The sequence below is a fragment of the Pseudomonas alkylphenolica genome, from assembly GCF_004025535.1.
GTDB classification, from domain to species: Bacteria; Pseudomonadota; Gammaproteobacteria; order Pseudomonadales; family Pseudomonadaceae; genus Aquipseudomonas; species Aquipseudomonas alkylphenolica_A.
Map to the genome: position 1 here is coordinate 661,333 of NZ_QJRG01000049.1, position 20,895 is coordinate 682,227.

The window sequence follows — 20,895 nt, forward strand, 5'->3', positions numbered from 1 at the left end:
TTGGGGCAACTCAGGCACTGAGCTGGTACTCGCTGGTCTGGATGCAGTCGATCTTGTCGAAGTCGATGAACCGGCTGGTCGATTCGTACATGGCCTGTTGGCGCTGTGCGCAGGTGTCCGGGTCGCCCAGGGCGGCGTAGAAACCTTGCGGATTGCCGACGGCCTCGGGCGGGAAGTTTTCTTCGACGATGCCGTGCAGCAGCGGTGCGCCGAAAGACAGTGCGCGCACCACGGTGTTCTGCCGGTAGCCGAAGATCGACTGCAGCGGATAGGCATTGGGGCCGTGGCCGTTGCGCCAGGTGTCGTGCCATTGCTCGTAGCTCAGGCGGTGCGGCTTGTGCAGCAACGCCACCTGGTTCATGCCAGGGGTGCGCTGGCCGAGCGGCACCCGGAAGTGCGCGGCGCGCGCCTCACGTTCCTCGGGGTAGGGTTCGGACTCCACCACCAGGTAAGCCTCCAGGCGGCTGCTCAACGGTGCGACGAGCGCCTTGATCGCTGGCCATTGCGAGGCGCTGTCCAGCCACACCGAGAGCAGCCCGTCGAGGGGCACGGCACTGTTGGTGATGCGCTGGGCAGCGGCGGCGGCCACCGCGTCATCGACCAGCATGACGCGGATGCTTTTTGCCCCGGCAGCGGTCAGGCCGTCGCGCAGGCCGAGCAGGTCCGCACGCCATTGCTCGGCGCTGGGTTGCTGCGGCTTCCACAGGGTCAACATGACTTTTTCCATGCTTGCTCCTCCTCGCGCGGTCAGTGAGTGGCTTGCAAATGACGGGCACGATAGTCCGCGTAGTCGCGGGTCATCTGCGCTTCGTCGAGGCCGAAACGCTCCAGGCTGTAGGCATGACTGGCACGTTTTTCCCGGCTGTTCTGCGCCAGCCAGACCTGCGCGTCGGCGCGGGCCTCGTCGGTGAACGGCAGGTTGGCAAAGGCGTAGACCTTCTCCAGCACCTGCAGCGGCTGGGTCACGGTGTCGGCAAAGTGGATGTCGAGAAAGCGCTCGGGCGCTTGCTGCTCGCGCACTTGCAGGGTGTGGCGGATGCCACGCGCCATGCGCGTGTTCCACTGCGCGCCGGCGGCTTTCGGGTCCGGGTTGTCGCTGTACATCTGCCACAGGGTGTGGGCCATGCTGGCCATCGACGGGATGGTTTGTGCCGGCTCGCGGTGAGTGAGGATCACCTGTGCCTTGGGGAAAACCTCCAGCAGCAGGTCCAGGGTGTGCAGGTGCTGGGGCGCCTTGAGCAGCCAGCGCTGGCCGGCCGGTTCACCGCGTTGCTGCTTCTGCCACTGCAAGAACTGCAGCATTTTTTTCAGCTGGGTGTAGACCGGCCGCTGGTCTTGCTGGTCCAGCCAGCGGGTGTAGCTGGGCACATTGACGTAGGCGTCCATGGCGCACATGAACGAATGTTCCATGAGCATAAACTCTTCGTCGCAGAGCATGGCATCCAGCGGGTGGATCGCGAGGATCTGCGGAATCACCTTGGCCATCAGCTCGACCTCGGCCTTGGCCTGGGCGATGCGCTTGTCCGGCGCGGCCAGGGTCTCGTCGGCCAGCGGTGCCGGAAAGCGGGTCTCCCACCAGGCGGCGGAGTAGAAACGCGGGTCAACTGCCAGGGTGCGCTGAAGCATGGTGGTGCCGGTGCGCGGCAGGCCGACGATGACCAGCGGATCGTCGATCGCTATTTCGGTGATGTGCGGGTAACGGCGCAGGTAGTCTTCCATGACCAGGCGGTTGACCAGTTGCCCTACCAGCCGTTCTTCGAGCAAGTACAGGCCGGAAGCAGACAGGTCAGCTTCGCTGGCCAGGGCCTCGAGCAGTGCCTGCAGGGAGGCGCGGTAGTTGTCGTCGCCAAAGTTGGTCAGGCCGTTGGTACGCGCAATGGCGCTGTTCAGCAGCCTGTCGACGGTCAGGTCTTCAATGCGGGTCGGGGCGTTCATACCACCTCCGCAACGGCAGCCACGTGTACCACGCGGGTGGTCGGGTGGCATTGCTCATCGGCGCCGACCCAGCGCAGGCACATCGTGCCCTGGCGCACGCCAGCGGTTTGCAGCCAGTTGCTGACACCGGGGTCCTGCTCGCTGAGCACCAGCGTGACGCCACCGTTGTCGTCGTAGCGGGCCTGGTGCTTGTTGATGCAGATCTGGTGGTAGCGGTAGTCCAGTGATTCCATCCAGTAGTTGTTGATCTGCAGGTTCCAGAAGTCGCAGTCCGGCACTTTGTCGATGTGGATGACCAGCGCTTCGTCCGCGGCCAGCGCCCAGTGCGAGTGGTAGTAGAAAATGTTCGGATCACCACCCACCGACTGGCACAGGGCCTGGTTGGCCGGGGGCAGCTGGTTGCTGTGCGGCAGGTAGCTTTGGCTCCAGTCGGCGAACAGCCGGGCGGTGTTTTCGACAAAGCTCGACACCCGCGCCAGGCCCTGCTGGAATGTAGCCGGGTCAAGGGCCTGCGGCTTGCTGTCGGTGCCAATGCGTTCGATGCTGAGCTTGGCCGGTACTTCGCTGCGGCGGTCAAGGAAGGTCTGGCGGACGATCAGGGCGTTGGTGGCGTCTTCCATTTTCAGCCAGTTGCCCGGTTGCGGTTCGCGGCTGAGGATGATTTCAAAGTTGCCCTGGGCATCGACCTGCAACTGGCTGGCATCGATGAAGCCGGTCTGGACCAGGGTACCGTCGGTTTCATAGCCGCCTTTCTGGGTGCCGAAACTCAGGTAGGCAACACTGCCGCGCTGGCCTTTGATGCGGTATTGCAGGGTGCCGTCGAGGCGCGAGTACTCGTAGAGGTTGTCCGGGTTGTCGGCACCGATCTTCGCGGTCTCGTGGGAGGTCTTGAAGAAGCTGGGGAATGCCGGGTCGGCAAACTCGATGTGCATTTCCAGACCAATGCGCAGCAGGCGCGTGAGGTAGCGGAAGCCTTCGGCGCGGGTGGCCGCATCGGCCGGTGCTTCGGGGCGCAGGATCTGCTCGCCGCAACGCTTGAGGTGGTCGCAAAAGCTGGCCCAGGTCTGGCCGTCCAACAGCTGTTGTTCGTCAATAGAGCTGATTGTCATTGTTAGACTCTCTTGATTGGGCGGGCACCGCCGCAGCGGTGCCCGGTTCAAGCCCGGCGTACCGGGCGACGGGGTCAGAAATCCTTGCTGATGATGCCGCGCTCGATCAGCACGGTAAGGATGCGGTCCACCGCGCCCTCCGGCGTCAGCTTGCTGGTCTCGATATGGATGTCCGGCTTGCTCGGCACCTCGTAAGGCGAGTCGATGCCGGTGAAGTTCTTCAGCTCGCCGCGGCGCACTTTCTTGTACAGGCCCTTGGGGTCACGCTCTTCGGCGACGGCCAGCGGCGTGTCGACGAAAATCTCGATGAACTCGCCGTCCTGCAGCAGCCCGCGCGCCATCTCGCGCTCGGAGCGGAACGGCGAGATGAAGGCGGTCAACACAATCATCCCGGCATCGACGAACAGCTTGGACACCTCGGCGACCCGGCGGATGTTTTCCACGCGGTCGGCATCGGTGAAGCCCAGGTCGCGGTTCAGGCCGTGGCGCACGTTGTCGCCATCGAGCAGGTAGGTGTGCCGGCCACGGGCGTAGAGGCGGGTTTCCAGGAGGTTGGCGATGGCCGATTTACCGGCACCCGACAACCCGGTGAACCACAGCAGCACCGGCTGCTGGCCCATCTGTTCGGCGCGGGCCTTCTTGTTCACATCCACGTGCTGCATGTGGATGTTCTGCGAGCGACGCAGCGAGAACTCGATCAGGCCGGCACCGACGGTGGCATTGGTCAGGCGGTCGATGAGGATGAAACTGCCGGTTTCACGGTTGTCCTGGTAGGGATCGAACGCGATCGGCTGGCTGGTGAACAGGTTGCACACACCGATTTCGTTCAGCGCCAGTTCCTTGGCCGCCAGGTGCTCCATGGTGTTGACGTTGATCTTGTACTTGGGCACCGCGAGGGTGACCGACAGGGTCTTGCCGCCAATCTTCATCAGGTAGGGGCGACCAGCGAGCATGGCCTGCTCGTGCATCCAGATCAGGCTGACCTGGAATTGGTCGGCGACGCTGGCCAGGTCGTCGGCGGTGGACAGCACATCACCGCGGCTGCAATCGACTTCGTCGGTCAGGGTCAGGGTGATGGACTGGCCGGCGACGGCCTGTTGCAGGTCACCGTCGAGGGTGACGATGCGCGAGATCCGGCTCTCTTGCCCGGCCGGCAACACCCGCACACGGTCGCCGGGGCGCACCACGCCGCTGGCGATGGTGCCGGTGAAGCCACGGAAATCCAGGTTGGGGCGGTTGACCCACTGCACCGGCATGCGGAACGACAGTTTCTGCTGGCGCGCCTCGTCGATCTCGACCGTTTCCAGGTAGCCCATCAGCGTGGTACCGCGGTACCAGGGCATGTGCTCGCTTTGTTCGGTGATGTTTTCACCGCGCAGCGCCGACATCGGGATGGCGGTGACATCGTGCAGGTTGATCTGCTTGGCGAAGGCGCGATAGTCGTCGACGATGGCGTTGAAGACTTTTTCCGAGTAGTCCATCAGGTCCATCTTGTTGACCGCCAGCACCACTTTGCGAATACCGATCAGCGACGCCAGGTAGCTGTGACGCCGGGACTGGGTGAGCACGCCGCGCCGGGCGTCGATCATCACCACGGCGACGTCGGCGGTGGAGGCGCCGGTGACCATGTTGCGGGTGTACTGCTCATGGCCCGGGGTGTCGGCAACGATGAACTTGCGCCGTTCGGTGGAGAAGAAGCGGTATGCCACGTCGATGGTGATGCCTTGCTCGCGCTCGGCGGCGAGGCCGTCCACGAGCAGCGCAAAGTCCAGCTCGCCGCCCTGTGTGCCGTCCTTTTTCGAGTCGGCCTCCAGCGCTTCCATCTGGTCTTCGAAGAGCATTTTCGAATCGTAGAGCAGGCGCCCGATCAGGGTGCTCTTGCCATCGTCGACACTGCCGCAGGTGATGAAGCGCAGCAGGCTCTTGTGCTCGTGCGCCTTGAGGTATTGGCCGATATCCTCGGCGATCAGGTTGGATACGTGCGCCATCAGAAATACCCCTCTTGTTTTTTCTTCTCCATCGAGGCCGCTGCGTCGTGGTCGATCATGCGTCCCTGGCGCTCGGAGGTGCGGGTCAGGAGCATTTCCTGAATGATTTTCGGCAGGGTGTCGGCCTCGGACTCGACGGCACCGGTGAGCGGGTAGCAGCCCAGGGTGCGAAAGCGCACGTTGCGGATCATCGGCACTTCACCGGGGTTCAGCGGCATGCGCTCGTCATCGACCATGATCAGCATGCCGTCGCGCTCCACCACCGGCCGCGGGGCGGCGAAGTACAGCGGTACGATCGGGATGTTTTCCAGGTGGATGTATTGCCAGATGTCCAGCTCGGTCCAGTTCGACAGCGGGAACACGCGGATCGACTCACCCTTGTGTTTGCGCGTGTTGTACAGGTGCCAGAGTTCCGGACGCTGGTTCTTCGGGTCCCAGCGGTGCTGGTCGGAACGGAAGGAAAAGATCCGCTCCTTGGCCCGCGATTTCTCCTCGTCACGGCGTGCGCCACCGAACGCTGCATCGAAACCGTAGTGGTCCAGCGCCTGTTTCAGGCCCTCGGTCTTCATGATGTCGGTGTGGATTTGCGAGCCGTGCTTGAACGGGCTGATGCCCATTTCAATGCCTTCGGGGTTGGTGTGGGTCAGCAGGTCGACATTGAGCTTGGCCACCATCTGGTCGCGAAAGCGGTACATCTCCTGGAATTTCCAGGTGGTATCGACATGCAGCAACGGGAAGGGTGGTTTGGCCGGGTAGAACGCCTTCATCGCCAGGTGCAGCATGACCGCGCTGTCTTTGCCGATGGAGTAGAGCATGACCGGGTTGTCGGCTTCTGCGACGACCTCGCGCATTGCCTGGATGCTTTCGGCTTCCAGTCGTTGCAGGTGGGTAAGCGTCATGGATTTTCCTCTCGCTTTTTGTTGTTGTCGTTTTTCAACGTACAACCGCTGCGATTCGGACTTATGCGCGAGTTGATGTTTTAACATCAGGCGCAGCATCTGCAGCATGGGGTCGACGCGTTGGGGGGGAACGGCCGCCGCAGGCGCGTCGTCATGGCTGACGCGCGCGGCTTGCTGACTGATATGGGTCGCCAGTTCCTGGGCGCCGCTGAGCATTGCGCTGGCTTCGGGCAGGTGGAACAGATGCAACTGTTCCGTGCGTTCGCCCGCCCAGGTGGTGAAGGTGGCGGCGCGTTGCCAGTGCATGCCCGAGAGCAGGGCAAACACTTTGCGCTCAGCCGAACGGCACAGGCGGTCGAAGAACTCGCCCAGGTGCGGGGCGCGCAAGCCGTCTTCGTAAGGCAGCCACAGCACCTTGCCGCGATTGCTGACGGCGCGTAGCACGCCGTGGCTGAGCTTGCCCTGGGCATTGCGTGCGCCGTAGTCGTCGATCCAGTGGATCTCGCCGTTCTGCGTGCGGGCCTGTTCGAGGATGTCCCGGTAGGTGCTGCGGTACCAGCGCTGCACTGACAGCGATGCCTTGGCAATGCGCTTGGCCGGGCGCTCGGCATTCAGTTGCCAGCGTTGCAGGTAGTGGGCGGCGGTGCGCTCCGGCAGGTCGATAGCGTGCAGACGCTTGACCAGGGCCTGCATTGCTTCCAGTTGCCAGAGCAAAAACGGTAACTGGTGGTGCTCCGGCGCTGTGCTGACCAGCAACAGATAGACGTGTTGCTCCTGCTCGGCCGAGAGACTGCGGCCTTCACCTTGCTTGCGCCCGCGCTCGCGGACCGGCACGGCACTCCAGCCGCCGGCTTGCCAGGCCTTGTAGGCGGCGATGATGGTCGGCGATGAAAGACCGGTGTCCAGGCTGATGGCCTTGAGCGTGCTACCGCCGATGCGCAGTTGCACGGCACGCAAGCGGAGCTGGTTGATCTGCGCAACGGAGAGCGGATTGCCGTGGGGCACAGGAACTCCTGTTAAACATCCAATTGCTGAGTGGCGGTGGCGTGGATGTAGGTACTGTTCCCGGATCGGTAAAACGGCGCATAGGCCGAACGGACCAGATCAAGAACAAAAACAGGAGAAATTCCATGAACGAATCAATGACGGTTCTGCTTGAAGACGTCATCGCCATTGCGCGCGCCGCGGGCGAACAGGTGATGGCGGTGTACCGCTCGGATTTTGAAGTGCGCGGCAAGGTCGATGCCTCGCCGGTAACCGAGGCTGACGAGCGCGCCGAAGCGTTGATCCTGCAAGCCCTGGCGGCACGCACGCCACAGATCCCGGTGATCTCCGAAGAGGCCGCTGCTGCCGGCCAGGTGCCCGATGTGGGCCAGCACTTCTGGCTGGTGGATCCATTGGACGGGACCAAGGAGTTCATCCATCGCAATGGTGAATTCACCGTCAACATCGCCTTGATCGATCAGGGCGAACCGGTGCTGGGGGTGGTGTTGGCGCCTGCGCTGGGCCGGATGTTTGCCGGAGCGCGTGGTTGCGGGGCCTTTATCGAAGAGGCTGGCATACGTCAGCCCATTCGCTGCCGGACCGTGTCGGAGGAGGGGCTGGATGTGGTCGCCAGCCGCTCCCATGGTGATGCCGAGGCACTGGACAAATTCCTCGATGGACGCAAGGTGCGCTCACTGAAAAGCGCAGGTTCATCGCTGAAGATTTGCCTGGTGGCTGCCGGCGAAGCCGACCTTTATCCACGCCTTGGGCGCACCATGGAATGGGACATTGCTGCGGGGCATGCCGTGCTGGCTGCTGCCGGTGGGCAGATTCTCACGCTGGCCGGTGATGCGCTGGGGTATGGCAAAACTGGTCTGGACAACCCGCATTTTTACGCACGCGGGTTGTAGCCGGGCGCGGGGCACGGTCGATGCTGCGCAAATGTACGGCTAAAGTGTAGGTAGCGTTGGTGAGGCTGTCTGGGCCGCCGACCTTCAAGGACGTTGAAATCGTTGCTGTCTACACTGGGCGAGCCTCTTCTATGAATGCAGCGTCATTCTGGTCCAGATACCTGCCTGTTCGAGGAGGCGCGCCAATTGCTGCTGGCGAGCAGTTCGACCTGCTGCGCGGGTTCTCGATCATCAGCCTGCTGATCATCGGTGCCGTTGCCATTGGCCTGGGGTCGTTGTCGACGCGTTTCCTGATGACGGAAAGCCTGGAACGCGATGCCTTGCTGTCCGCCCAATTCATCCAGGCGGTTGCCATTGGTGAAATTCGTCATCACGACCTCTCCGGCATGCAGATGGGGGCGGTGCTGGCGCCGTCGGTGTACGGCATGTTGAATGATGAGACGGCACGTAACCGGGGGCGCGCACGCTCCGAGTTTCTCGACCACCTGGCGCACCTGCCGGATATTCTGTTGGCAACCATCTACTCGCCCGAGCGGGTGGTGGTCTGGTCAACCAATCCGGCGCTGGTCGGGCGCAAGATCGAGGGGGATACGGCGCTGGACGCTGCCTTTACTTCCGGGGGGCGGGTTTCGGCGCGGTACAACGAAGTTCAGGACGGGCGCATCGAGCAGCAGTTCATCCACCCGCCAGAAGAGTTCTTTATCGAGAACTACATTCCCTTGATTGACGAGCAAGGCAATGTCCTGGCGATGGTTGAAATTTACAAAGAGCCCGTGGACTTGATCGAGCGGGTCAATCGTGGCTTTCGCTTGATCTGGATGGCGACCGCGCTGGGCGGCCTGGCGATTTACTTCGGGCTTTTCTGGATCGTCTGGCGCGCATCGAAGTTGCTGGCGTCCCAGCAGGATCAACTGGTGGCCAACAAGACCTATGGCGGTCTGGTCGAAATGTCGACGGCGGTGGCGCACAGTATGCGCAATCCCCTGGCAAACATCCGTACCAGTGCCGAACTGGCGGCCAGCATGGAAGGGCAGCCGGCCGGTAAAAACATTGCCGATATTGTCGCTCAGGTTGACCGCATGTCGATCTGGGTCAGGGACCTGTTGCTGTGTCTGCGACCGTTAAAGGGGGAGTCGGAGCAGGTCGACCTGATCGGTGCGGTGCATGCGGTATTGAGTTCCTTCGAACAGCAACTGACCGGCTCGAAAGTCCAGGTGGCGTTCGTGTCCGGGCCAATGCCGCTGGTGGTGAGTCATCAACTGCTGCTCGCCCAGGTGCTTAACAGTGTGATCGCCAATGCCATCGAGGCGATGCCCGAGGGGGGGCGGCTGGATATCAGCACCGCACTGTCCGCTGATGGGAAAACGCTCAACCTGTCGATCAACGACACCGGTAAAGGCATGACCCGCCAGCAGGAGATGATGGCGTTCAAATCGTTCTACACCACCAAACTGGGCGGGTTGGGCATCGGCTTGATCATGGTCAGGCAGATCATGGAACGCTTTGGCGGCGAGGTCAGCCTCAGCAGCCAGGAACAGGCGGGGACCCGTGTTTGCCTGAGCTTCAGGGTCGCGGGCTGAGCACCTGCGGTTAAACCGGGTCAGCCGACATGGGGTTTACAACAGACCGGTTTGAGAGGGATTCGATGATCCGGCACTCTTCGATCACCCCACCCTGGCAGCAGGCGATCAACCGCGTCAGCTCGTTCTCCAGGCCTTGCAGGTCACGGATGCGCTCCCTTACTTGAGCCAGCTGGTGTTCGACTTTTGCATCGACTGCCGCGCAGGAGTGCGCCTTGCGATCAGCCAGGCCAAGCAGTTCGCGTACATCATCAAGGCTGAATCCCAGCCCGCGACTGCGGCGGATGAACAACAGGCGATCGCGCTCGACTTCCGTGTAGAGGCGGTAACCTGCGGGCGTTCGGGTAGCTGAAGGCAGCAAACCCTGCTGTTCGTAGTATCGGATGGTCACGGCCTTGGTGTCGGTGGCCTTGGCCAACTGACCCACGGTGTAGTTCGACCCCGTCATGGTGCTTGACCTTATAGCTGCTAGAACCTTCATGCTAGCGCAATCGATCATGCCGGAGGGTGGGAAAATGGACAGCTGTTGCGAAAACAAAGCCGGAGAACTGGCGCAGCTGCGCGCCCGACAAAGCCGCATTCTCTATATCGTTCTGGCCATCAATGCGCTGATGTTCGTGGTGGAGTTTGCCGCGGGCCTGATTGCCGGCTCCACGGCGCTGCTGGGTGACTCGCTCGACATGTTTGGCGATGCCTCGGTTTACGCGGTGACGCTGTTCGTGTTGCACCGCAGTGTTCGCGCGCGCGCCGGGGCGGCCTTGTTCAAAGGGGGCTTCATGTTGCTCTTTGGCCTGGTGGTGGTCGCGGATGCGGTTCGCAAGCTGATCCTGCAAGAAGTGCCGGCAGCCGACTGGATGGGCGTGGTCGGGCTGATCGCCCTGGCCGCCAACGGCATCTGCTTCTACCTGCTGTTCAGCCACCGCAGTGACGACTTGAACATGCGCTCGACCTGGCTGTGTTCACGCAACGACCTGATTGCCAACACCAGCGTGATCATCGCCGCCGTGCTGGTCGCCCTGACCGGTAGCCTGTGGCCTGATATCGCCGTGGGCCTGGCGATTGCCGCATTGTTCCTGCATTCCGCCGGACAGGTCCTTCGCGAAGCCTGGCATGAGTGGACGCGCAACCCGCAGCCTGAAATGGTCGCCGAACCCGCTGAATGCTGTGCAGCGCCAGCGACTGAGCCTGGCGCTGCCTGCTGCGCCCCGGCTTCCGCCGCTGGTGCGACGTGCGCAGGGGCAAAGCCTGTGCTGGTAAATCTCTGTGAGCCCGGACAATCCCCGGCAGCGCCGACTGAGATCAAGTCGTGCTGTGGGTCCAAGGACGGTAATGATGCGACCAATTGACCACGGTGCTACCACCGGTCCCTGGGGGTTGTTGCTGCTGGCCTGGCTGCTTGCGATGGGGGCCTCGCTAGCGGTGCTGTTCATTGGTGAGGTGATGGGCCAGCAGCCTTGCGTGCTGTGCTGGTTCCAGCGAGCCTTCATGTTCCCGCTTGCGATCATTTTGGCCATTGCTTGCTACCGCTCGGATTATGCGGTCTGGCGTTATGCGTTGCCGCTCGCAATCGCTGGCGGCATGGTCGCATTGGGGCACAGCCTGCTTTATGCAGGGTTGCTTCCACAGCCCATTGTGCCGTGTACGGCGACCGGCCCCTCCTGCACTGACGCGGGCATGACGCTGTTTGGCGTTGTTCCGCTGCCACTGTTGGCACTGGCTGTCTTTGTCTGCATTTCAATCCTGTTGCTTATCATCCGTCGGAGCGCCACCCCATGAACCGTCGTGCCCTGGTCCTGACCATCAGCATCCTCGTGCTGGCTGCCTTTGGTGCCGCTGTCATGTGGTACCAGCCAACACCAGTCCCTCCTGCTCAAACCTCGACAACACATTCTGCTGAACCGCTTGCGAGAACGACGGCCAACTTGGTGCGCTTCCATTCGCCTACGTTCGGCAAGGCAAATGCCCCGGTTACCATTGTCGAGTTCTTCGATCCGTCTTGTGAGGCGTGCCGGGCTTTCTATCCTTACGTCAAAAAGATTCTCGCGGAGCATCCTGACGATGTTCGTCTGGTTCTGCGCTATACGCTGCTGCATCAGGGCTCTGAGGAAGTTGCCCGTCTGCTGGAGGCTTCGCGCAAGCAGAATCTCTACCAGCCAGTGCTGGAGGCGGTGCTGGAGGCTCAGCCAGGCTGGCATGATGACCCTCAGATCGCTAAAGCGTGGGAGGCTGCGCAAGCCACTGGTCTCGATCTGGACAAGGCCCGTTCGGACATGCAGTCTGCGGGCGTGGATGCGGCGCTCAAGGTTGACATGCAGGACGTCAAAGCCATCGGCGTGCAGGGTACACCGACGTTCTTTGTCAATGGTCAGAGCCTGAACGAGTTCAGCCCGCAAGCGCTGCGTCAACTGGTCCGTGATGAGATCGCCAAAACCAGGGAGTGATGTCATGCAGTGGTTCGAGAACCGTATCCCGCCGCCCTTGGTGGCGGCGCTTTGCGCCCTGTTGATGTGGCTCGGTGCCGCGCAATGGCCGGCTGTAGAGGTGCCGCTGAGTTGGCGGTTGGGCGTCGCCCTGGTGTTGCTGGTAACCGGGGCCGGTGTCTGTTTGGCCGGTGTCACCTGCTTCCGCCAGGCGAGAACGACAGTCAATCCATTGGAGCCCGAATCGGCTTCGGTCCTGGTCACTTCAGGTGTCTATCGCCTGACCCGAAACCCCATGTACCTGGGCTTTGCATTGGTCTTGGCGGCGTGGACCGTGTTCCTGGCTTCGGCCTTCGCTTTACTGGGGGTTGTGGCGTTCGTTCTGTACATGAATCGTTTTCAGATCTTGCCGGAAGAACGCGCATTGCGACGTTTGTTTGGTGATGCCCTGGAGGACTATTGCGCGCGCGTTCGCCGCTGGATTTGAGCGCGGAGCGGTAGCCGCGCTACCGATCTCGACAACGCAGCTATCGCATGTGGCCGGACGCTACACCTGGCTGTTCAGCCAGGCCCGCCAACCACCCCAGGCGCTGATGTCCACGGCCCCTTCAAGGCCGCTGCCCTCACAGATGAAACCGGTTTCCCAGCGTCCATCCGCCAGCTGTACTTTCCCCAGTCCCAAGGGCGCCGGGATACCTTCAAGGAATGAACCCAGTTCGTTACTCGGGATCTCCCACACCTCGACAGCAATCGCCACGCCGTCTTGCGCCCGGACCATGCCCGGACGCTTCACGGCGCCGCCGGCCAGGGCGTACAGGCGATAGTGCGGCGCGCTTTCGGTGGCCTCGATCAACCGGCCAGCGCGCTGGGTAAGCTGGCCGTTCAGCGGCAGCCCGGCCAGGTGCGCACCACAGACGACGATCCGCGAGCGGTCATTGCGTGCCGGGTGACCCACAGGCGTACCGCCCTGATAGGCATGCGAGACGCTGAGCAGGTACTGATCGGTAAAGGCGCGCCCGAACACGGTCACGCCCCACGGCAAGCCGTTTTCCATGAGCGCACTCGGCACAGCCACGGCCGCATAGTCGAGCAGGTTCATGAAGTTGGTGTAGTAGCCAAGCTCGGCGTTGCGCAGGACCGGCTCTACGTCCAGCTCTCGCAAGGTTACCGGGCGCCCGATGGTCGGGGTCAGCACGCAATCGAGGTCGGCCATGATCCGGTCGCACTCGGCCTTGAGCGTCTGCAGACGGTACTGGGCGCGGAAGGTGTCCACACCTGAGACTTCAGGAGCCTTGCGCAGCACCGCGTGGATCACCGGCAACAGCGCCTCGGGCTGGCGTTGGGCCAACGCGCCCACCACGCTGTAGCGCTCGGCCACCCACGGGCCTTCGTAGAGCAGGCGCGCGGCTTCCAGGAAAGGAGACAGATCGATGTTCACGGCCTCGCCACCCAAGGCTTTGAGCCGTTCAACCGCGTCGGCGAACAACCCCGGGCCTTCGCTGCAGCCGAAGAATTCCAGCTGTTCGGCGGCCGGTACGCCAAACCGGAACGGTCGCAGGTCGCCGAAGCTTGCGCCCTGGTTCCAGCCCGGGTTGCTGCGGCTGTAGGCATCCGCCGGATCGACCTGTGCGATCAGTGCCAGCAGTGTGCTGGCTTCCTCGGCGGTGGCGGTAAAAGTGGTGACGCAATCGAGCGTCCGGCAGGCCGGGACCACGCCCGCCGTGGACAGCAGCCCTTTGCTGGCCTTGAGGCCCACCAGGTTGTTCAACGCCGCCGGCACCCGGCCGGAGCCGGCGGTGTCGGTACCCAGGGCGAAACTTGCCAGTCCCAGCGCGACGGTTAATGGCGAGCCGGCACTGGAGCCCCCGGACGGGTAGTCGGGGTGCACGCTGTTGCGGCACGCGCCATAGGGCGAGCGTGTGCCGTTCAGGCCGGTTGCGAACTGGTCGAGGTTGGTCTTGCCCAGCGGGATGGCACCCAGCTCGACCAGCCGTTGCACCACCGTGGCGGATTGCTCCGGCACATAGGCAAACGCCGGGCAGGCTGCGGTGGTGGGGATGTCGGCAAGGTCGATGTTGTCCTTGATGGCGAACGGCACGCCATACAGCGGCAGGTCTTCCGGGCGACGGGCTTCAAGTGCCGCGAGGTAAGGCTCCAGCTGTTCGGCGCTGAGCAGGTGGATGAACATCCGATAGTCCGGGTTCAGCTGCTCGGCGTGCTCGCGCAGGGTCAGGATCAGCTCACGCGGGGTGGTTTCACCGCTGAGGTAGCGGTCTTTCAGCACACTCAGGCGCAGGTCGGTGTTCATGCGGGTTCTCCAATGCTCACAAGCGCTTCTACAACGACAAGGGTCTGCCCGGCACGTACCGGCGAACCCGGCTCCACGCGGACCTCGCGCACGGTTCCGGCACAGGTTGCGAGTACCGGGATTTCCATCTTCATCGACTCAAGCACCACCAGCGTGTCTCCGGGGGCGACCAGCTCGCCCGGCATAACCTGTACTTGCCAGAGGTTGCCGGCAATCGGGCTTTCGATGCCGGCATGACCGGCAGGCAGGGGTAGCTCGTCGGCTGCCGGGGTCACCACCTCGGTGCTTTCGAAGTGGGCCTGGCCGCTGTCGATCCAGCGTTGGCGTTCGGCCTCGAAGGCGCTTTTCTGCTGGCTGCGGAAGGCGTCGATACCCTGGCTTTCGCGGGCCAGGAACGCCTGGTAGTCAGCCAGGCGCAGCTGGCTGTGCTCGATCGCCAACGGATAGCGGCCCAGCGGAAAATCGCGGCGGATGGTCAGCAGTTCCTCGGCGCTGACCGGGTAGAACCTGATCTGGTCGAAGAAGCGCAGCAGCCAGGGCTTGCCATCGAAGGCGGCGACCTGACGGTAGCGGTTCCACATTTGCAGGGTGCGGCCAACGAACTGGTAGCCGCCCGGTCCCTCCATGCCATACACGCACATGTAGGCGCCGCCAATACCCACCGAGTTCTCTGCGGTCCAGGTGCGGGCAGGGTTGTATTTGGTGGTGACCAGGCGGTGGCGCGGGTCCAGCGGCGTTGCCACCGGAGCGCCCAGGTAGACGTCGCCCAGGCCCATCACCAGGTAGCTGGCGTCGAAGACCGTGCGCTGTACTTCGTCGAGGCCCGGCAGGTCGTTGATGCGGCGGATGAACTCCAGGTTGCTCGGGCACCAGGGGGCGTCCTTGCGCACGGTGGTCATGTACTTCTCGATCGCCAGCTGGCAGGCCGGGTCATCCCAGGACAGCGGCAGGTGCACGATGCGCGAGGGCACCTGCAGGTCCTGCGCGGTGCACACGGCCTCCCAGTGCCCCGAGACCACGGCCAGCAGTTGATCCAGCGGCAAGGTTTCGGGCTGGTAGTGCACCTGCAGCGAGCGGATCCCCGGAGTCAGGTCGATGACGCCTTTGAGCGCGCGGGCTTCGAGGGCCTGCATCAGGGCATGGCCCCGAAAGCGCAACACAAGGTCCAGCTCCGGCGCACCGATCTCCAGCAGCAGGTGGGTGTCGCCGGCCAGGCGCGCGACCAGGCGGGTGTCGTCCTTGCCGATATCCATCACGATTGGCGACTGCAGCGGGCAGCCGTGCACGGGTGCGCTCAAGGGCGCGGTGACGGGCAGGGTGGCCAGCTGGCGCGCTTCAGCCAGCGGGGTGGGGATGAAGCGGACCTTGTCGCCGGCCTTGAGCTGGCCGAGTTGCCACAGGTCGGCCTCGATGACCGTGACCGGGCACACGAACCCGCCCAGACTGGGGCCGTCCGGGCCGAGAATCACCGGCATGTCGCCGGTAAAATCCACCGCGCCGATGGCGTAGGGGTTGTCGTGGATGTTGGAGGGGTGCAAGCCGGCTTCGCCGCCATCGGCACGTACCCACTCGGGTTTCGGCCCGATCAGGCGCACACCGGTGCGGCTCGAGTTGAAGTGCACTTCCCAGTCGGTGGCGAAAAACGTTGCGATGTAGGCTTCGGTGAAATACTCCGGTGCCGCGTGCGGCCCATAGATTACCCGGACCTGACGCACCGGCTCGAGCGCTGGCGGGGTGTCGAGCGCGCGGCCGAACGAGAAGTCGGTCAGTGCGCTCAGGTGCAGGATGTCACCGGCGCGCAGCGCCCGGCCGCCATGGCCGCCGAACTGACCGAGGGTGAAGGTGCTCTTGCTGCCCAGGTAGTCCGGGAGTTGCAGACCGCCGCGTACGCACAGGTAGCTGCGTGCGCCAGCACCGCTGATGCTGCCCATGGTCAGGACCGAGCCTGGGCTGACGTACAAGGTGGTGTTCAGCGGCGCAGGCTGGCCGTCGATTGCCAACGGTAATGCCGCACCCGTCACGCAGATCACCGCATCGGTGTTGAACCGCAGGGTGGGGCCGCTCATGGTGATTTCCAGACCCGCCGCGCCTTCAGGGTTACCCAGCAACAGGTTGCCCTGGCGCAGCGCACGGCTGTCCATGGGGCCTGACGGCGGTACACCCACGGCCCAGTAGCCGAGGCGGCCGGGGTAATCCTGTACGCTGGTTTGCGTGCCACCGCTGAGCACCTCGAAGGTCTCGGCGCGATAAACCAGGCCTTCCAGGCAGCGGGTCCAGGGGCTGCCGGAGGCAAAAGGTGCGTCGGCAATGATCTGGCGCAGGTAGTTGCGGTTGGTCTCGACGCCGTACAGCGCGCTCTGGGCGAGGGCATCGTCCAGCTGCTGGCAGGCCAGTTGGCGATCGGCGGCCCAGCAGATGACTTTGGCGATCATCGGATCGAAGTACGCCGGGATTTCACAGCCAGCTTCCACCCAGGTATCGATGCGCAGCGCCTTGCCATCGGCAGGCGGGAAGTCGACGCAGGTGAGCAGCCCCGGGCTGGGTTGAAATGCCTTGCCAGGGTCTTCGGCGTACAGTCTGGCCTGTACTGCATGGCCGCTGGGTGCGAGCCCGGCGCGCAGTGTGGCCAGTGGCGGCAGATCGCCGGCCGCGAGCTGGATCATCCAGGCGACCAGGTCGACGCCCCAGACCTGCTCGGTCACGCCATGCTCGACCTGCAGCCGGGTATTGACCTCCAGGAAGTAGAAGCGCTGCGCATCACTGTCGAAGACAAACTCGACGGTGCCGGCGCTGCGGTAGTTCACCGCTTTGGCCAGTTTCACCGCGGCGTCGCACAGGGCCTCGGCCATGCCTTCCGGCAGGTTGGGCGCGGGCGTTTCTTCCAGCACTTTCTGGTTGCGGCGCTGCACCGAGCAGTCGCGAACGCCCAGGGCCAGCACCTCTCCGGCGCCGTCACCGAACACTTGCACTTCCAGGTGGCGGGCGCGCTGGATGTACTTTTCGATGAACACCCCGGCATCGCTGAAGTTGTTCTGGCCCAGGCGCTTTACTGTCTCGAAGGCTTCTTGCAGTTCATCGGCGGCGTGACACACGCGCATGCCGATACCGCCACCGCCGGCGGTGCTCTTGAGCATGACCGGGTAACCCACCTGCGCCGCAGCAGCGAGCGCTTCATCGATGCTGTCCAGCAGGTCGGTGCCTTCCAGCAGTGGCACACCCTGTTGCCGTGCCAGGGCGCGGGCGGTGTGCTTCAAGCCGAACACCCGCAACTGCTCGGCGGTCGGGCCGACGAAAGCGATACCGGCGGCTTCGCAGGCTTCGGCGAAGGCCGCGTTTTCGGACAGAAAGCCATAGCCCGGGTGAATGGCCTGTGCGCCGCTGGCTTTTGTCGCGGCGAGGATCTTGTCGACCACCAGGTAGGTGCTGGCGGCTGCGCCTTCACCCAGGCTCAGCGCCTGGTCGGCCTCGACCACGTGGCGGCTGGCAATGTCAGCCTCGGAATAGACGGCGACGCCCTCGACGCCAAGCTCGCGCAGCGTGCGCAGTACGCGGCAGGCAATGGCGCCGCGATTCGCGATCAGTAAGGTATTGAACATGACACGTCCCCTGGAGGCGGCTGAAGGCCCCGACTGGGTTGCGGGCCGTCCCGCAGTTTTGTAAATGTCTCAGGGTCGTCCCCGGACAACAGTCAGGTTCACTCGCTGCGGCTACCCGCAGGGTTCGAAGGGCGCTGGCCACTGCGGAACAGGCAGGCCGCGAACAGGCCCAGGCGCAGCCGGGTGATCAATGTTTTCAGTCCCATATCAGCAACCCCGCTGGCGTCGGGTTGTAGCCGTTGCAGGGGTTGTTGAGTTGCGGGCAGTTGGAGATCAGCACGATGACGTCCATCTCGGCGCGCAGCTGCACGTACTTGCCGGCCTCGGAAATGCCGTCTTCAAAGGTCAGCCCGCCTTCCGGTGTAACCGGCACGTTCATGAAGAAATTGATGTTCGGGCTGATGTCGCGTTTTCCCAGGCGGCCGTCGTGGCAGCAGGCGCGCAGGTAGTTGTCGCGGCAGCTGTGCATGTGCCGTGTGTCGAGGGCATAGCGCACGGTGTTGCTTTCCTGCGCACAGGCGCCGCCGAGGGTGTCGTGACGGCCGCAGGTGTCTTCGGTGATGGTCAGCATCGGCCGGCCAAGGTTCGAGTACAGCACGCTGCCGGCACCGAGGTAGACATTGCCCTGACGGCGCAGGGTGCGCTGGACGTCGTAACGCTCGCGCGGGTTGGTGGCGCTGTAGAACAAGGTGTCGACCGCCTGGTTGCCCTCAAGGTCGAGGATGCGCAGGGTTTGCCCGGCTTTGACTTCGGTCAGCCAGGGTTCGCCCGCGGGAATGATCGACTGCGACACAGCACTGTCGGCGTGCAGGGTTGGGTTCATGGTCCGGGTCCTCAGGCAAACAGGCGTTGGGTGTTGATGAAGCCGCGCACGTTCTCCGGGCGCGAGGTGCGGCAGTGCTCGGCAACCGCTTCGTCGGCATGGGCGAAGCGCAGTTGCACGGGCTTTGGCGCGTAACCTGCGTCCGGGTCCAGCGGATGCTGCAGCGCGGTGACTACGAACAGGGTGTCCATGGGCGCGTAGAGCTCGATGTAGTCACCGGCCTTGGCGTTGCCGCTGGCAAAGTGCAGGCCGCCATGGGCGTCGACGTCCACCCGGCTGAACAGGTTGAGGGGCATGGTCAGGTCGGCCAGATGCAGGTCCCACTTGCCCATCTCCACCAGCAGGTTGTCGCTGCCGTTGCGCAGGAAGGCATTGCGCCGTTCCTGATAGCGGCCCTGGCCGTACTTTTCCGTCACCTCCTGGGCGTTGAGCACGCCGCCCAGGCTGTCGCTCCAGCCGCAGGTGTCATGGGTGATGGCGGCCAGCACCCGGCCCATGTCGGAGTACAGGCAATGGCCGGCCGTGAGCTTGGCGGTGTGCTGGCACTTGAGCGTGTCGGGCAGGTTGAGGCGCTCGCTTTTTTCGTTGGCGTTGAACAGCATCAGGCTGACGTTGGCGCCGCCTTCCAGGTCGGTGAAGCGCACCAGCTGCCCGCGCTTGAGGACAAAGGACAAATGCCCGCCACCGGGCAGGTGTTCGTCGGCAAAAACATGCGTTTCGGTCATGGGGTCAAATTCCTGGTTGCGGTTGAAGGGTGCGCAGGGGCGCGGCCTTGACGGTGCTTGGCAGCGTCTGGGCTTTGTTCGCCAGCGGCAGGTCGTAGGTCACCCGTGAGCCAAACGCGTGGGGTGCGTGCGGGTCGAAGCGGGTCTTGTCGAACACCAGCAGGCGGCTGCCGAGGCTGAAGCCTTCGCTGAGGTCATGGGTGACCATGAACACGGTCAGCCGGGTTTCCTGCCACAGCTCAAGGAGCAGGGCGTGCATGTCTTTGCGGATGCCGGGGTCCAGGGCGCCGAAGGGCTCGTCGAGCAATAGCACCTTGGGTTTCATGATCAGCGCCTGGGCGATGGCCAGGCGCTGCTGCATGCCGCCGGAGAGTTGCGCCGGGTATTTGTGCAGCGCCGGCCCCAGCCCCACGCGGGTCAGCAGGTTCGCCGCCTGCTCGCGCGCTTCGCGCTTGTGGCGGCCGAGCAAACGCCCAAGCAGCGGCGCGCGCGGCAGTTCCAGGCCGATGGCAACGTTGTCCAGCACGCTCAGGTGCGGGAACACCGAATAGCGCTGGAACACCACGCCGCGACTCGGATCGGGCTCTGCGACCAGTGGCTGGCCACCCAGCAGGATCTGCCCGCGGCTCGGCCGTTCCTGGCCCAGCAGCAAGCGCAGGAAGGTGGATTTTCCGCAGCCCGAGGCCCCGACCATGGTGCAGAACTCGCCTTCGGCAATGCTCAGGTTCAGGCTTTCGAGCACCACATGGTCGTCGTATTGCTGCCAGACGTTGCGCACTTCGATGAAGTTCATGGGCGTGCTCCCTCGTACCAGGGGAAGGCGAGCCGGGTGAGGGTTTTCAACGACCAGTCGGTGAGCCAGGCCAGCAAGGTGATCCACACTACGTAGGGCAGGATCACGTCCATGGCCAGGTAGCGGCGCACCAGGAAAATCCGGTAGCCCAAGCCATCCTCCGAGGCAATGGCTTCGGCGGCGATCAGGAATAGCCAGGCCGAGCCCAGTACCAGCCGCAGGGAAATCAGCAGGCGCGGGGCCAGTTGCTGCACCACCACGCGGACGATGTAGGTCCAGGTCGAAGCCCCGAGGGTCAGGGCCTTGATGCGCAGTTCGGCGGGGATCTCACGGGCGCGCTGCTCCAGGTCACGCGCCAGAATCGGGGTGATGCCGATGACGATCAGCATCACCTTCGACAACTCACCCAGCCCGAAGACAATGAACAGGATCGGCAGGATCGCCAGCGGCGGCACCATCGACACCACCACCATCAGCGGCGACAGGGGGGCGGCAAACAGCGGCAGGGTGCCGGCAATCACGCCCAGGCCCAGGCCGAGAGCGGCACTGATCAGCAGCCCGCTGCCCAGCCGCTTGAGGCTCGACGCGGTGTCTTGCCAGAGCAGGTAGGCGCCGCTGCGCTTGTCTTCGGTGAAAGCCATCTGCTTGACCGCGTCGCTCATTTGCGCGGCGCTGGGCAGCAGCTTGTCCCGTGGGTTGTCGGCCAGCCGCTGCGTCGAGCCGATCAGGTAGGCACAGAGCAGCAGGGCAAACGGCAGCATGACCAGGAACAGGCGCGTGGACCGATCCGGGTGACGATTCAAAAGTCGCATGGCCAATCCTCG

Annotated in this window: 18 protein-coding genes; 6 read left to right on the forward strand and 12 right to left on the reverse strand. The window is 63.7% G+C overall.

The window, feature by feature from the left end; all coding sequences use genetic code 11:
- Nucleotides 1-10 precede the first annotated feature (10 nt).
- From DM813_RS26665 to cysD, 5 genes are all read right to left on the reverse strand, one after another.
- On the reverse strand, nucleotides 11-727 hold the full coding sequence (locus tag DM813_RS26665) for an EthD domain-containing protein (RefSeq protein ID WP_128326377.1): 717 nt from the start codon (nucleotides 725-727) through the stop codon (nucleotides 11-13).
- A gap of 20 nt (nucleotides 728-747) precedes the next feature.
- Nucleotides 748-1,935, reverse strand: coding sequence for a sulfotransferase family protein (locus tag DM813_RS26670; RefSeq protein WP_128326378.1), 1,188 nt, complete (start codon nucleotides 1,933-1,935; stop codon nucleotides 748-750).
- The gene (locus DM813_RS26675; protein WP_128326379.1) at nucleotides 1,932-3,044 is read right to left on the reverse strand and encodes a DUF1214 domain-containing protein; all 1,113 of its coding nucleotides are present in this window, start codon (nucleotides 3,042-3,044) and stop codon (nucleotides 1,932-1,934) included. Before DM813_RS26675 ends, DM813_RS26670 begins: the two co-directional genes overlap by 4 nt.
- A gap of 74 nt (nucleotides 3,045-3,118) precedes the next feature.
- Nucleotides 3,119-5,032, reverse strand: a complete 1,914-nt coding sequence (gene cysN, locus DM813_RS26680) for a sulfate adenylyltransferase subunit CysN (protein ID WP_128326380.1) — start codon at nucleotides 5,030-5,032, stop codon at nucleotides 3,119-3,121.
- The gene (gene cysD, locus DM813_RS28840; RefSeq protein ID WP_347233035.1) at nucleotides 5,032-6,624 is read right to left on the reverse strand and encodes a sulfate adenylyltransferase subunit CysD; all 1,593 of its coding nucleotides are present in this window, start codon (nucleotides 6,622-6,624) and stop codon (nucleotides 5,032-5,034) included. Before cysD ends, cysN begins: the two co-directional genes overlap by 1 nt.
- A 437-nt stretch (nucleotides 6,625-7,061) precedes the next feature.
- On the opposite strand from cysD, the gene cysQ reads away from it, so the two are divergent.
- Both cysQ and DM813_RS26695 read left to right on the forward strand, forming a co-directional pair.
- The gene (gene cysQ / locus DM813_RS26690; protein WP_206617433.1) at nucleotides 7,062-7,826 is read left to right on the forward strand and encodes a 3'(2'),5'-bisphosphate nucleotidase CysQ; all 765 of its coding nucleotides are present in this window, start codon (nucleotides 7,062-7,064) and stop codon (nucleotides 7,824-7,826) included.
- 131 nt (nucleotides 7,827-7,957) lie between these two features.
- Nucleotides 7,958-9,406 carry a sensor histidine kinase gene (locus DM813_RS26695; RefSeq protein ID WP_128326382.1) on the forward strand — a complete coding sequence of 483 codons (1,449 nt, stop codon included), beginning with the start codon at nucleotides 7,958-7,960 and terminating at the stop codon, nucleotides 9,404-9,406.
- Between the two features lie 10 nt (nucleotides 9,407-9,416).
- Here the strand turns inward: DM813_RS26695 and DM813_RS26700 are convergent, their stop codons facing one another.
- The gene (locus tag DM813_RS26700; RefSeq protein ID WP_128326383.1) at nucleotides 9,417-9,854 is read right to left on the reverse strand and encodes a MerR family transcriptional regulator; all 438 of its coding nucleotides are present in this window, start codon (nucleotides 9,852-9,854) and stop codon (nucleotides 9,417-9,419) included.
- 67 nt (nucleotides 9,855-9,921) lie between these two features.
- On the opposite strand from DM813_RS26700, the gene DM813_RS26705 reads away from it, so the two are divergent.
- From DM813_RS26705 to DM813_RS26720, 4 genes are read left to right on the forward strand one after another with little or no spacing between them, the layout of a single operon-like run.
- Nucleotides 9,922-10,752 carry a cation diffusion facilitator family transporter gene (locus tag DM813_RS26705; protein ID WP_128326384.1) on the forward strand — a complete coding sequence of 277 codons (831 nt, stop codon included), beginning with the start codon at nucleotides 9,922-9,924 and terminating at the stop codon, nucleotides 10,750-10,752.
- Nucleotides 10,739-11,182: a disulfide bond formation protein B gene (locus DM813_RS26710; protein ID WP_128326447.1), complete on the forward strand. Its 444-nt coding sequence runs from the start codon at nucleotides 10,739-10,741 to the stop codon at nucleotides 11,180-11,182. Before DM813_RS26705 ends, DM813_RS26710 begins: the two co-directional genes overlap by 14 nt.
- Entirely contained in the window at nucleotides 11,179-11,847 is a 669-nt protein-coding gene (locus tag DM813_RS26715) for a DsbA family protein (RefSeq protein ID WP_128326385.1), read from the forward strand. The genes DM813_RS26710 and DM813_RS26715 overlap by 4 nt, the downstream gene beginning before the upstream one ends.
- A gap of 4 nt (nucleotides 11,848-11,851) precedes the next feature.
- Nucleotides 11,852-12,313 (forward strand): methyltransferase family protein, encoded by a 462-nt coding sequence (locus DM813_RS26720; RefSeq protein WP_128326386.1) that lies wholly within the window; start codon nucleotides 11,852-11,854, stop codon nucleotides 12,311-12,313.
- 60 nt (nucleotides 12,314-12,373) lie between these two features.
- Here DM813_RS26720 and atzF read toward each other — a convergent pair whose 3' ends face one another.
- From atzF to DM813_RS26750, 6 genes are all read right to left on the reverse strand, one after another.
- A complete protein-coding gene (gene atzF / locus DM813_RS26725) occupies nucleotides 12,374-14,134 on the reverse strand; it encodes an allophanate hydrolase (protein ID WP_128326387.1) in 1,761 nt (586 codons plus the stop codon).
- Nucleotides 14,131-17,730: an urea carboxylase gene (gene uca, locus DM813_RS26730; protein WP_128326388.1), complete on the reverse strand. Its 3,600-nt coding sequence runs from the start codon at nucleotides 17,728-17,730 to the stop codon at nucleotides 14,131-14,133. The genes atzF and uca overlap by 4 nt, the downstream gene beginning before the upstream one ends.
- A 196-nt stretch (nucleotides 17,731-17,926) precedes the next feature.
- Nucleotides 17,927-18,553 carry an urea amidolyase associated protein UAAP2 gene (locus tag DM813_RS26735; protein WP_128326389.1) on the reverse strand — a complete coding sequence of 209 codons (627 nt, stop codon included), beginning with the start codon at nucleotides 18,551-18,553 and terminating at the stop codon, nucleotides 17,927-17,929.
- Between the two features lie 11 nt (nucleotides 18,554-18,564).
- Complete coding sequence (locus DM813_RS26740) at nucleotides 18,565-19,278, reverse strand: urea amidolyase associated protein UAAP1 (RefSeq protein WP_128326390.1); 714 nt, start codon at nucleotides 19,276-19,278, stop codon at nucleotides 18,565-18,567.
- 4 nt (nucleotides 19,279-19,282) lie between these two features.
- On the reverse strand, nucleotides 19,283-20,071 hold the full coding sequence (locus DM813_RS26745; protein ID WP_128326391.1) for an ABC transporter ATP-binding protein: 789 nt from the start codon (nucleotides 20,069-20,071) through the stop codon (nucleotides 19,283-19,285).
- On the reverse strand, nucleotides 20,068-20,883 hold the full coding sequence (locus tag DM813_RS26750; RefSeq protein ID WP_128326392.1) for an ABC transporter permease: 816 nt from the start codon (nucleotides 20,881-20,883) through the stop codon (nucleotides 20,068-20,070). Before DM813_RS26750 ends, DM813_RS26745 begins: the two co-directional genes overlap by 4 nt.
- Nucleotides 20,884-20,895 lie beyond the last annotated feature (12 nt).